Source organism: Mycobacterium cookii, from assembly GCF_010727945.1.
GTDB lineage: Bacteria > Actinomycetota > Actinomycetes > Mycobacteriales > Mycobacteriaceae > Mycobacterium > Mycobacterium cookii.
In genome coordinates this window covers 1159768-1171952 of sequence record NZ_AP022569.1, presented here as the reverse complement: position 1 = coordinate 1171952, position 12185 = coordinate 1159768, and the positions used below count along the sequence as shown (strand labels likewise).

The window sequence follows — 12185 nt, the reverse complement described above, 5'->3', positions numbered from 1 at the left end:
GTCCGGCTAGAGTCGCGTTCGTTTGCCGAGCCCTGAGGAGGGGTCGCCATGTCGCATATGACGCATTTCTACGTTCTGCTGCTGGCTCTGGGAATCGGTGTGGTCGCCGGTCTGCGCTCCTTCACCGCTCCGGCCGTCGTCTCCTGGGCTGCCGCGCTGCAGTGGATAAACCTCAGCCACACCTGGGCCTCGTGGGTCGGCAGTTGGATCACCGTCGGTATTTTCACCGTCCTCGCGCTAGGTGAACTGTTCCTCGACAAACAACCCAAGACGCCGCCCCGCACGGCGCCGCCGTCGTTCATCGCCCGGATCGGCTCCGGCGCGTTCTCCGGCGCCGTCATCGGCACGGCGTGGGCCGTCACCTGGAGCGCGCTCGGGGCAGGCATCATCGGTGCGGTGCTCGGCACGCTGGGCGGCTTTCAGGCGCGTAGCCGCCTGGCCGCGGCCCATGGTCGCGACCTGCCGATCGCACTGCTCGAAGACGCTGTCGCAGTGCTGGGCGGATTCGCGCTCGCCGCTGTCACAGCGGCTCTGTGACACAGCATTTCGACGCGATCGTGGTGGGCGCCGGCCAAGCCGGGCCGCCACTGGCGGGGCGACTGAGCGCGGCCAGCCAGACCGTCGCCGTGGTGGAGCGCAAACTCATCGGCGGCACCTGCGTCAACACCGGATGCATCCCGACCAAGACCCTGGTAGCCAGCGCACAGGCCGCGCACATGGCGCGGCGCGGTGCGGACTACGGGGTCGACACCGGCCCGGTCAGCGTCGACATGGCGAAAGTCAAGGCGCGCAAAGACGTCGTCATGTTGGACGACCGCAAAGGCGTCGAAGACTGGCTCGACGGCATGGACAGCTGCACCGTGTTTCGCGGCCACGCGCGCTTCGAGGATCCGCACACCCTTCGGGTCGGCGACGACGTGCTGCGCGCCGACCGCATCTTCCTCAATGTCGGTGGCCGCGCGGTGGTGCCCGACATCCCGGGCCTCAGCAACATCGACTACCTGACCAACGTCTCCATCCTCGAACTCGACACCCTGCCTGAGCATCTCGTCATCGTCGGCGGCAGCTACATCGCGCTGGAATTCGCGCAGATGTACCGGCGCTTCGGCGCGGAAGTGACTGTGGTCGAGAAAGGCCCGCGCTTGGCGTCCCGCGAGGACGACGACGTCTCCGACACCGTTCGGTCGATTCTGCAGAACGAGGGCATCGAGGTCGTCCTCGACGCCGTTGACATCCGAATAACCAAGCACCGCAATGGATTCGAGTTGACGCCGCGGGCCGGTGGGCCAGCGATAGCCGGCAGCAATCTGCTGTTGGCGGTCGGCCGCCGGCCCAACACCGACGACCTCGGCCTCGAGCGTGCCGGTGTGCACACCGACGAACGCGGATACATCACCGTCGACGACCAACTGAAAACCAGCGTCGACCACATCTGGGCGCTGGGTGACTGCAACGGCAAAGGCGCGTTCACCCACACGTCGTACAACGACTTCGAAATCGTCGCGGGCAACCTGCTCGACGACGACCCGCGCCGCGTGAGCGACCGCATCACCGCCTACGCGCTGTACATCGACCCACCACTAGGCCGCTGTGGACTGACCCTCGAGCAGGTACGCGCGTCCGGCCGCCCGGCGCTCGTCGGCAAGCGCCCCATGACAAAAGTCGGCCGCGCGGTGGAAAAGGGTGAGACGCAAGGTTTTATGAAAGTTGTCGTCGACGCCGAGACCAAGCAGATTCTCGGAGCGGCCATCTTGGGCGTCGGCGGCGACGAGGCCATCCACAGCATCCTGGATGTGATGTCGGCCAAGGCGACCTACACCACGCTGGCCCGCACGATGCACATCCACCCGACCGTCTGCGAGCTGATTCCGACGATGCTGCAGGAAATGTCGCCGCTCGAGTAACTCAGGCGGCCGGATCGGCGCTCTGCAGCACGGCGTCGGCGTCGCCTTCGTCAAGCTGGCGGGGCCAGCCCGGATACGGCGGCGGTGTGCCGCCGAACACCGGGCAGTGCTCGTGGTGTGCGCACCAGTCGCACAGCCGCGACGGCCGTGGCCGGAAATCGCCTGTCGCCCCGGCGGATTGGATCGCGTCCCAGATCGCCATCAGCGTCTTCTCGAAGCGCAGCAGTTCGGCTTCGTCGGGGGAGTAGTCCAGCAACTGACCGTCGGACAGATAAATCAGTCGCAGCCGCGTCGGCAGCACGCCTCGGGAACGCAGTAACGCGACCGCGTAGAACTTCATCTGGAACATGGCTTTGAACTCGGCCAGCGCCCGCGCCTCAGGCGGAGCCTTGCCGGTCTTGTAGTCGACCACCCGCAATTCGCCGGTGGGCGCGACGTCGATCCGGTCGATGATCCCGCGCAGCAGCGTGCCGTCGGCGAGTTCGACCTCGATGCGTTGCTCGCAGCTTTGCGGGTCGAACCGGGTCGGATCCTCCAGCCGGTAGTAGCCGGACAGCAGCTTGCGTGCCTCGCCCAGGAGTTGGTTCTGCTGCTCGGTATCGAGTTGCCTAGCCAAATCCGGTGTCTGGGCGATCACCTGCTCCCACGCCGGATCGACCAGCGCGTCGGCCGTCTGCGGGACGCGCTCGGCGGCGGGCAGACCATAGAGCTGCTCGAGTGCGGCGTGCACGACCGAGCCGCGGATTTGCGCTGTGGATGGCGGCTCTGGCAGCCGGTCGATTGCCCGGAAGCGATACAGCAGCGGGCATTGCTTGAAGTCGGCCGCCCGTGACGGAGACAGCGCCGGCCTCGATACCGGGCGCGGCTGCTCACTCATATCCGCAGACTAGAGGCCAGGTCGGACAACCCCGCGCACCGAACTCGGCGCGTCTGCTGGCAGGCTTTCAGCTGTGCCCGCAACCGGTCCGTTCGCTGTCGGAGATCGCGTTCAGCTCACCGACGCCAAGGGTCGGCACTACACGATGCTGCTCAGCCCCGGCGGCGAATTCCACACCCATCGCGGCGCGATCGCGCACGACGCGGTGATCGGGCAGGCGGAAGGCAGCGTGGTCAAGTCGGCCAACGGTGACCAGTTTCTGGTGCTGCGTCCGCTGCTGGTGGATTACGTCATGTCGATGCCACGCGGCGCGCAGGTGGTCTACCCGAAGGACGCCGCGCAGATCGTGCACGAGGGCGACATCTTCCCGGGCGCACGGGTGTTGGAGGCCGGTGCGGGCTCGGGTGCGCTGACCTGTTCGCTGCTGCGCGCGGTCGGGCCCGGCGGTCGGGTCATCTCCTACGACGTGCGCGCCGACCACGCCGAGCACGCCCACCGCAACGTGGACACCTTCTTCGGTTGCGTACCGGAGAATTGGCAGCTGGTCATCGGCGACGTCAACGATGCCGATCTGGTGGACGGTTCCATCGACCGGGTGGTGCTCGACATGCTCGCACCGTGGGACGTGCTCGACAGCGTCTCGCGGTTCATCGTGTCGGGCGGCGTCCTGATCATCTACGTGGCCACCGTGACTCAGCTGTCGAAGACCGTGGAGGCGTTGCGCGAACAGCAGTGCTGGACCGAGCCACGCGCCTGGGAGACGATGCAGCGCGGGTGGCACGCCGTCGGCCTGGCGGTGCGTCCGCAACACAACATGCGCGGCCACACCGCGTTCCTGGTGTCTGCGCGCCGGTTGGCTCCCGGTGCCGTAACCCCGACGCCGCGGCGTCGGAAGCAGAGTTAGTCGTCGCTGCGCTGGATCCTGCGGCGCACCGACAGCAACTCCAGTTCCGGGTGGGCGGCGACCAGGCGTTCGGCGGCGTCGAGCACGTCGACGGCGTGTTGGCGGTCGGCCGAGGCCATCGCCACGCCGATGCCCGCCCGCCGATACAGCTCATGCGAACTGGTCTCGGCCGCCGATACGCCGAACTTGCGCTGCAATTCGGCCACGATCGGCCGGACCACCGATCGCTTCTGCTTGAGCGAGTGGACATCTCCGAACAAGACGTCGAACTCAAGCCAGCCGATCCACATCGCGGGTCAGCGGCCGGGCGTCGGCGGGGTAACGGTCGAGTCGCTTCGGAACGCCAGCAGCACCTCCGCGGTCCGCGCCGATAGCTGCCAGCCGCCTTGGTACGGCTTGAACTCCATCGGGAAGGCGAAGTGGGGGCCGTGCGCATTCGGCGTCCCGACGTCGACGTTGGCGACGACGTCGGCCGGATCGCGGTCGGACCACCCGATGTCACGGACGTCGAACTTCAATGGCGTGTAACCGCCGTTGACCAGAGCGTTGGCGAATTCGTCGAATACAACGCCGTTTTCGGGCGTGGCGCCCTCGACCAGATTGAGCTTCTGCAGACCGGGCACCGCGGGATCGGCGAGCCGATACAGCACCCCGGCCAAGGCGTCGGGGGGCGGCAGCGGAGTGGACGACGGCGCGGGCGCCGCCGGGTTCAGCGACGCAGACGCAGACGGTGGGGTGGTCTGCGGCGACGGGGCGTCCTGCTCGTCATTGGAACACCCCGAAAGTCCGAGTGCCGCCGCGAACGCGACGGCACTCAGGACCGAAAAGAAGCGTCGGCTCATCCAGACGCGTCAGTGCGAACGCACTGCCGAGATCAACGTCATCGCCGAGTCATGCGAGAGCTTCCAGCCGCCCTGGTTGACGAACGTGAGGTTCTCGTAGGTCGGCGCGAGGTGCGGGCCCGTCGCGGTGAGAGTCGCCGCCGCGGCACCCGGACCGGCCGGCGTGATGCTGGTGAAGTTGAACGTCAGCGGCAGGCTGCCCTTGGCGGCGGCCTTCTGCAGTTCGTGGTCGGCAATTGAGGCAGGAACCGGGATGCCGCCCTCGACGAGGTAACCCTTGCTGGCGAACGGCACGCTCGGGTCCTGCAGCGTGTTCAGAATGGTGGACAGCTGGTCCGCGGTCGGCACGTCCACGCCCGCTGTCACCGGATCCAGCGGCAGCGGCGCACCGAACGCCGCGGGCTGAACTCGAGGCGACGCACCGGTTACGGATGCAATAGAGGTCACACCCGCGGCAGCGGCACCGATCGCGGCGACTGCCGCCATGCCTGTGGCTAGGGATTTCAGGGTCACGAGGGTCCTCTCGGTAAAGCCAACTCAACATGATCGTAACGACTGATGCCCGTGTGCCCCATTTCGAGTTCCCGCATGAATCGGAAATCGCCGGTAGCGTTGGGGTATCAGCCGCACCACCGCCGGAGGAGCGGGAAAGGAGCGCACCATGGGTGAGTTTGAGCGTGAAGCGTTCGGAAACCCGCGCGAACCAGACCTCTCCAACGAGGATGCCGCCGAGTTGGAGGAGCTCCGACGCGAGGCCGCGGTTCTGCGTGAACAACTGGAAAACGCCGTCGGGTCTTCGGGTACCACGCGCAGTCCGCGCGATGTTCACCAGCTCGAGGCGCGGATCGACTCGTTGGCGTCGCGCAACTCCAAGTTGATGGAGACCCTCAAGGAAGCCCGTCAGCAGCTGCTGGCGCTGCGCGAAGAGGTCGACCGGCTCGGGCAGCCGCCCAGCGGTTACGGCGTGCTGCTGGGCACCCACGAGGACGACACCGTCGACGTGTTCACGTCCGGGCGCAAGATGCGGCTGACGTGCTCGCCCAACATCGACGTGCAGTCGTTGCGGAAAGGGCAGACGGTTCGCCTCAACGAGGCTTTAACTGTCGTCGAGGCCGGCACGTATGAATCGGTCGGCGAAATTTCAACTCTGCGCGAGATCCTCACGGACGGACACCGCGCGTTGGTGGTCGGCCACGCCGACGAGGAACGCATCGTCTGGCTCGCTGAGCCGTTGGTCGCCGAGGATCTGCCCGAGGGCCACCCCGATGCTCTCAACGACGACACCCGGCCACGCCGGTTGCGGCCAGGCGACTCGCTGCTGGTGGACACCAAGGCCGGTTACGCCTTCGAGCGCATCCCCAAGGCCGAGGTCGAAGATCTGGTCCTGGAAGAGGTGCCAGACGTCACCTATCACGACATCGGTGGGCTGAGCCGCCAGATCGAGCAGATCCGCGACGCGGTCGAGCTGCCATTCCTGCACAAGGAGCTCTACCGCGAATACGCACTGCGGCCGCCCAAAGGTGTGCTGCTCTACGGGCCGCCCGGGTGCGGTAAGACGCTGATCGCCAAGGCCGTCGCCAACTCGCTGGCCAAGAAGATGGCCGAGGTCCGCGGCGACGACGCTCGCGAGGCCAAGTCCTACTTCCTCAACATCAAGGGCCCCGAGCTGCTGAACAAGTTCGTCGGCGAGACGGAACGCCACATCCGGCTGATCTTCCAGCGGGCGCGGGAAAAGGCGTCCGAAGGCACACCGGTGATCGTGTTCTTCGACGAGATGGACTCGATCTTCCGCACTCGCGGCACCGGCGTCTCCTCGGACGTGGAGACGACGGTCGTCCCGCAGTTGCTCAGTGAGATCGACGGTGTGGAGGGGCTGGAGAACGTTATCGTGATCGGCGCCTCCAACCGCGAGGACATGATCGACCCCGCGATCCTGCGGCCCGGCCGCCTCGACGTGAAGATCAAGATCGAGCGCCCGGACGCCGAGTCGGCGCAGGACATCTTCTCGAAGTACCTTGTCGAGACGCTGCCGGTGCACGCCGACGACATCACCGAGTTCGACGGTGACCGCGGGGCGTGCATCAAGGCGATGATCGAGAAGGTCGTCGACCGGATGTACGCCGAGATCGACGACAACCGGTTCCTGGAAGTCACCTACGCCAACGGCGACAAAGAAGTCATGTACTTCAAGGACTTCAACTCCGGCGCCATGATCCAGAACGTCGTCGACCGCGCGAAGAAGAACGCCATCAAGTCGGTGCTGGAGACCGGTCAACCCGGTCTGCGGATCCAGCATCTGCTCGATTCGATCGTCGACGAGTTCGCCGAGAACGAGGACCTGCCCAACACCACCAACCCCGATGACTGGGCGCGGATCTCGGGCAAGAAGGGCGAGCGGATCGTCTACATCCGCACGCTGGTCACCGGCAAGAGCTCGAGCGCTTCCCGGGCGATCGACACCGAGTCCAACCTCGGCCAGTACCTGTAGCGACTGCCGGCGCCGAAAGATCCGGCTCAGCCGGTAAACAGCGAGTAGCTGTTCCGCAGGTCGTCTTGCAGCACCTGTGCGGCGTGCGTCGTGGTGTCGATGCGCAACGGGCTGGTCAGTTTTCGTGCCTGGTAGGTCCAGCCCGTCGGGAGGTCGAGGCGTTCGCCGAGACCAGGCAGGTCGACGCGGGAGAGATTGGGATCGACGATCTGGCTCCAGGTCTGCATCACCCAGCGCCGCATCGCGGGGTCGTGCAATTCGTAGATCTCTTCGCCGGCGTCGAAGGTGAACACGGTGTGCCGGTGGACCTGGTTCGCGGTATAGGGAGCTGGGTCCATCGCCGACAGCAACACGGTGGCCTGCAGCAGCATGTCGATTCCGCCGAAATTCTTGATCATTCGCGGGCCCTGGGACGACTTCTCGATCGAGTTCATCAGCCAGTACCGCGGGCCGTTGAGTAATGCTGTGGCAGCACCGTTTTCGGCCGCGATGGCCTTCGGGTCGAGCTCCGACCACAGTTCGGCGGGCAGGTCGTTGAGCGGGTAACTGTTGTAGACGGTGGCTTGCGGTCCAGCCTCTCCCGGCGTTACCAGAAGAATTTCGCCGTAGCGCTTTCCGGACAAGTTTTCGGTGGGCTCGGTCGCAGCGTGGGCAGGCATCAGGGTGAAGGTAATCACTTCGGTCACCAGCGTCAATGGTTGCTGGCCCGGTTCATCTTCCTGCAACGCAACTGGCTGGTTCCCCCAGCGCGGGGCGCATCGTCAGCGCGCTGGGTTGATTGCCCGCTTCCTCCTCGCCCCGCTGTGCGGGGCGCATCGTCAGCGCGCCTAAGCTCGGGGGATGCAACGGATCATCGGTACGGAGGTCGAATACGGCATTTCGTCGCCATCAGACCCGACCGCCAACCCGATCCTGACGTCCACGCAGGCGGTGCTGGCCTATGCGGCCGCCGCCGGGATCCAGCGCGCCAAGCGCACCCGGTGGGACTACGAGGTGGAGTCGCCGCTGCGGGATGCCCGGGGTTTCGATCTGAGCCGCTCGGCCGGACCGCCACCCGTGGTGGACGCCGACGAGGTCGGCGCGGCCAACATGATCCTGACCAACGGCGCACGGCTCTACGTCGACCACGCCCACCCGGAGTACTCCGCGCCGGAGTGCACCGACCCGCTGGACGCGGTGATCTGGGACAAGGCCGGCGAGCGGGTGATGGAGGCCGCCGCCCGGCACGTCGCCAGCGTGCCCGGCGCCGCCAAGCTGCAGCTGTACAAGAACAACGTCGACGGCAAGGGCGCGTCCTACGGGTCGCACGAGAACTATCTGATGAGCCGGCAGACTCCGTTCTCGGCGGTCATCGCCGGGCTGACGCCGTTCCTGGTGTCGCGTCAGGTGGTCACCGGCTCGGGCCGGGTCGGGATCGGGCCGTCCGGTGACGAGCCGGGCTTTCAGCTCTCCCAGCGGTCGGACTACATCGAGGTCGAGGTCGGGCTGGAGACCACGCTGAAGCGCGGGATTATCAACACCCGCGACGAGCCGCACGCCGACGCCGACCGGTACCGGCGATTGCACGTCATCATCGGCGACGCCAACCTGTCCGAGACGTCGACGTATCTCAAACTCGGCACCACCGCGTTGGCGCTGGACCTCATCGAGGACGGCCCGGCGCACGGCATCGACCTCAGCGACCTGGCGTTGGCCCGACCCGTGCACGCCGTGCACGCGATCAGCCGCGACCCGTCGCTGCGGGCCACCGTCGCCCTGGCCGACGGCCGTGAGCTGACCGCGCTTGCGCTGCAACGGATTTACCTGGACCGGGTGGCAAAGTTGGTGGACGGGCGCGACCATGACCAGCGCGCGGTCGACGTCGTCGAGACTTGGGCGCACGTCCTCGATTTGCTCGAGCGCGATCCGATGGAGTGCGCCGAGTTGCTGGACTGGCCCGCGAAGCTGCGTCTGTTGGAGGGGTTCCGGCACCGGGAGAATCTGAGTTGGTCGGCGCCGCGGCTGCACCTGGTCGATCTGCAGTACTCCGATGTCCGGCTGGACAAGGGACTGTACAACCGGCTGGTGGCTCGCGGCTCGATGAAGCGTCTGGTCACCGAGCAGCAGGTGATCGACGCCGTCGACAATCCGCCGACCGACACCCGGGCCTACTTCCGCGGGGAATGCCTACGCCGCTTCGGCGCGGATATCGCCGCGGCGAGCTGGGACTCGGTGATTTTCGATCTGGGCGGTGATTCGCTGGTCCGAATCCCGACGCTGGAGCCGCTACGTGGCAGCAAAGCGCACGTCGGAGCGCTATTGGATTCGGTGAACAGCGCGGTCGAGCTGGTGGAGCAACTGACCACCTGAGAAGCCGGACATGGGGTTCAAGCCAGGGCATTACCGCCATCGACCGGTAGGGTGGAGACACCGACGGGCGTGTTTCACGACCGATGATGACGCAGGAGGCAGCGATGGCCCAAGAGCAGACCAAGCGCGGTGGTGGCGGCGGCGATGACGACGACCTCACTGCCAGCACGGCCGCGGGCCAGGAGCGTCGCGAGAAGCTGACCGAGGAGACCGACGACCTGCTCGACGAGATCGACGATGTTCTGGAAGAGAACGCCGAAGACTTCGTTCGCGCATACGTCCAAAAGGGCGGCCAGTGACCTGGCCCTACCGCGATCGCTCGGCCACTAACTCAGCACTTCCCGGAACCGCTTCTGGCGGTCTTTCCTCTTTCACCGACTATCTGCGCCGCGAGGCGCCAGAGCTGTTGCCCACGGGCATCGGCAGCGCCGAACCGGTCGGGCATCAGCTGCCGCACGGCACCACCATCGTCGCGCTGAAATACCCGGGCGGTGTGCTCCTCGCGGGCGATCGACGCTCGACCCAGGGCAACATGATCGCCGGGCGTGACGTGCAGAAGGTGTACATCACCGACGACTACACCGCGACCGGGATCGCAGGCACCGCGGCCATCGCGGTGGAATTCGCCCGGCTGTACGCCGTCGAGCTCGAGCACTACGAGAAGCTGGAAGGCGTGCCGCTCACCTTCGCGGGCAAGGTGAACCGGCTGGCGATCATGGTCCGCGGCAACCTGGCCGCGGCGATGCAGGGCCTGGTGGCGCTGCCGCTGCTCGCAGGATTCGACATCCACGACCCCGATCCTGACAAGGCGGGCCGCATCGTCTCTTTCGACGCCGCCGGTGGCTGGAACCTGGAAGAAGAGGGCTACCAGTCGGTGGGCTCGGGGTCGATCTTCGCCAAGTCGTCGATCAAGAAGCTGTATTCACAAGTGACGGACGCAGATTCAGCGCTTCGAGTCGCTGTCGAAGCGCTGTACGACGCGGCCGACGACGACTCCGCCACCGGCGGACCCGACCTGGTCCGCGGAATCTACCCGACCGCGGTCACCATCGGACCAGACGGCGCAGTCAACGTTGGCGAGCAGCGCATCGCCGAGTTGGCTCGGGAAGTCATCCAAACGCGCTCACGCACAGATACTTTCGGGCCGGACGCGGACCGCGCGGGAAGTGATTCATGAGTTTTCCGTACTTCATCTCGCCCGAGCAGGCGATGCGCGAGCGCAGCGAGCTCGCACGCAAAGGGATTGCACGAGGCCGCAGCGTGGTGGCGCTGGCCTACTCCGGCGGTGTGCTGTTCGTCGCCGAAAACCCTTCGCGTTCACTGCAAAAGATCAGCGAGCTGTATGACCGGGTCGGCTTCGCCGCTGCCGGGAAGTTCAACGAGTTCGACAACCTGCGCCGGGGCGGAATTCAATTCGCCGACACCCGCGGTTATGCCTACGACCGCCGCGACGTGACCGGTCGGCAGCTGGCCAATGTGTACGCGCAGACGCTGGGCACCATTTTCACCGAACAGGCCAAGCCCTACGAGGTCGAACTGTGCGTGGCCGAAGTCGCCCACTACGGTGAGACCAAAGCGCCTGAGCTGTACCGGATCACCTATGACGGATCGATCGCCGACGAGCCGCACTTCGTGGTGATGGGCGGGACGACCGAGCCGATCGCCACCGCGCTCAAGGACTCCTACGCCGAGAACGCCGACCTCGCCGATGCGGTGCACATCGCCGTCAACGCCTTGAAGGCGGCAAGCGGCAACGCCGGTGACGACGCGTTGGGGGTCGCCTCGCTGGAAGTGGCCATCCTCGACGCCAGCCGGCCGCGGCGAGCGTTCCGGCGGATCACCGGTGCGGCGCTGGAACGGTTGCTGCCCCAACGCGAAATCGCCGCGTCGTCCGACGACTCGGCGGAGGAATCGTCGGAATAGGGCCTGTTCGGTGCTGATCGGCCTGCTGCTCGCACTGGGCTGCTCGGTGTGTTACGGCACGGCGACGGTGCTTCAGGCCGCGGCGACCCGCTCGGTGGATGCCGGCAGCGACTCCGGCGTCGATGCGGTGCTGCTGCTGCGGGCGCTGCGGCAGTGGCGCTACCTGGTCGGTATCGGGCTGGACGGCCTCGGCTTTCTGCTGCAGGTAGCCGCGTTGCGGTTGGTGCCGATCTACGTCGTCGCCGCGGCCATCGCCGCGTCACTTGCGGTCACCGCGATCGTGGCGGCGTGGGTGCTGTCGACGCGGTTGTCGGCCATCGAGTGGGCAGCCGTGGCTGTGGTGTGCGCAAGTCTCGCGATGCTCGGCGTGGCAGCGGGTCCGGAGGGTTCCGGGCACGGCCCGCCCGGGCTCGGTTGGGCGCTGCTGGTGATCGTCGCCGTGGTTTTCGTCGCCGGGGCGGCGGCGGGCCGGCTGAGCGACCGGGTACGCGCTCTCGTGCTCGGATTAGGGGCCGGCGCTGGCTTCGGCGTCGTCGAAATCGCCGTGCGGCTGATCGATTCGCTCGACCTGACAAGGGTCGCGTTCTACACCAATCCCGCCGTCTACGCGGTGGTCGCCGGCGGGCTGGCCGGATTTCTGCTGCTCACCTCCGCGTTGAGTCGCGGATCGGTGACCACGGCCGTCGCCGGGATGGTGGTCGGCGAGACGGTGGGCCCGGCCCTTGTCGGGGTGGCGTGGCTGGGTGACCAGACCCGGCCCGGCCTGAGTTGGATGGTGGTGACCGGGTTCGCCATCGCGGTCGCGGCGACGTTGGCGCTGAGCCGATTCGGCGAAGCGCCCAGCACCGCCGGATCCTGATCCGCGTCAGGTCGTGGACGCACCACGCCGCCGACCTCT

Annotated in this window: 14 protein-coding genes; 9 read left to right on the top strand and 5 right to left on the bottom strand. The window is 66.7% G+C overall.

Annotated features, from left to right (window positions below; genetic code table 11):
- Positions 1 to 57 precede the first annotated feature (57 nt).
- Together G6N27_RS05665 and G6N27_RS05660 are read left to right on the top strand one after the other, a co-directional pair.
- The gene (locus tag G6N27_RS05665) at positions 58 to 537 is read left to right on the top strand and encodes a DUF4126 family protein (protein WP_163781396.1); all 480 of its coding nucleotides are present in this window, start codon (positions 58 to 60) and stop codon (positions 535 to 537) included.
- Complete coding sequence (locus tag G6N27_RS05660) at positions 534 to 1904, top strand: FAD-containing oxidoreductase (protein ID WP_163775461.1); 1371 nt, start codon at positions 534 to 536, stop codon at positions 1902 to 1904. Before G6N27_RS05665 ends, G6N27_RS05660 begins: the two co-directional genes overlap by 4 nt.
- Position 1905: 1 nt before the next feature.
- Here G6N27_RS05660 and G6N27_RS05655 read toward each other — a convergent pair whose 3' ends face one another.
- On the bottom strand, positions 1906 to 2781 hold the full coding sequence (locus tag G6N27_RS05655) for a RecB family exonuclease (protein ID WP_163775460.1): 876 nt from the start codon (positions 2779 to 2781) through the stop codon (positions 1906 to 1908).
- Between the two features lie 73 nt (positions 2782 to 2854).
- On the opposite strand from G6N27_RS05655, the gene G6N27_RS05650 reads away from it, so the two are divergent.
- Entirely contained in the window at positions 2855 to 3685 is an 831-nt protein-coding gene (locus G6N27_RS05650) for a tRNA (adenine-N1)-methyltransferase (protein WP_163775459.1), read from the top strand.
- Here G6N27_RS05650 and G6N27_RS05645 read toward each other — a convergent pair.
- From G6N27_RS05645 to G6N27_RS05635, 3 genes are read right to left on the bottom strand one after another with little or no spacing between them, the layout of a single operon-like run.
- Positions 3682 to 3975, bottom strand: coding sequence for a DUF503 domain-containing protein (locus tag G6N27_RS05645; RefSeq protein ID WP_163775458.1), 294 nt, complete (start codon positions 3973 to 3975; stop codon positions 3682 to 3684). The two genes, G6N27_RS05650 and G6N27_RS05645, sit on opposite strands and share 4 nt — an antisense overlap.
- Positions 3976 to 3981: 6 nt before the next feature.
- A complete protein-coding gene (locus tag G6N27_RS05640) occupies positions 3982 to 4527 on the bottom strand; it encodes a DUF3597 domain-containing protein (protein WP_163775457.1) in 546 nt (181 codons plus the stop codon).
- A 9-nt stretch (positions 4528 to 4536) separates the two neighbouring features.
- Entirely contained in the window at positions 4537 to 5013 is a 477-nt protein-coding gene (locus tag G6N27_RS05635) for a hypothetical protein (RefSeq protein WP_163781394.1), read from the bottom strand.
- 175 nt (positions 5014 to 5188) lie between these two features.
- On the opposite strand from G6N27_RS05635, the gene arc reads away from it, so the two are divergent.
- On the top strand, positions 5189 to 7015 hold the full coding sequence (arc, locus tag G6N27_RS05630; protein WP_163775456.1) for a proteasome ATPase: 1827 nt from the start codon (positions 5189 to 5191) through the stop codon (positions 7013 to 7015).
- A 26-nt stretch (positions 7016 to 7041) separates the two neighbouring features.
- Here the strand turns inward: arc and G6N27_RS05625 are convergent, their stop codons facing one another.
- Entirely contained in the window at positions 7042 to 7674 is a 633-nt protein-coding gene (locus G6N27_RS05625; protein WP_163781392.1) for a hypothetical protein, read from the bottom strand.
- A gap of 181 nt (positions 7675 to 7855) precedes the next feature.
- On the opposite strand from G6N27_RS05625, the gene dop reads away from it, so the two are divergent.
- The 5 genes from dop (at position 7856) to G6N27_RS05600 (ending at position 12146) form a co-directional block, all read left to right on the top strand.
- Positions 7856 to 9364: a pup deamidase/depupylase gene (gene dop, locus G6N27_RS05620; RefSeq protein ID WP_163775455.1), complete on the top strand. Its 1509-nt coding sequence runs from the start codon at positions 7856 to 7858 to the stop codon at positions 9362 to 9364.
- Positions 9365 to 9468: 104 nt separating this feature from the next.
- Positions 9469 to 9663, top strand: coding sequence for a ubiquitin-like protein Pup (locus tag G6N27_RS05615; RefSeq protein ID WP_062540654.1), 195 nt, complete (start codon positions 9469 to 9471; stop codon positions 9661 to 9663).
- Positions 9660 to 10541, top strand: a complete 882-nt coding sequence (prcB, locus tag G6N27_RS05610) for a proteasome subunit beta (RefSeq protein ID WP_163775454.1) — start codon at positions 9660 to 9662, stop codon at positions 10539 to 10541. The genes G6N27_RS05615 and prcB overlap by 4 nt, the downstream gene beginning before the upstream one ends.
- Positions 10538 to 11287, top strand: coding sequence for a proteasome subunit alpha (prcA, locus tag G6N27_RS05605; RefSeq protein ID WP_163775453.1), 750 nt, complete (start codon positions 10538 to 10540; stop codon positions 11285 to 11287). The genes prcB and prcA overlap by 4 nt, the downstream gene beginning before the upstream one ends.
- 10 nt (positions 11288 to 11297) lie before the next feature.
- Positions 11298 to 12146, top strand: a complete 849-nt coding sequence (locus tag G6N27_RS05600) for a DMT family transporter (RefSeq protein ID WP_163775452.1) — start codon at positions 11298 to 11300, stop codon at positions 12144 to 12146.
- The last annotated feature ends 39 nt before the right edge of the window (positions 12147 to 12185 follow it).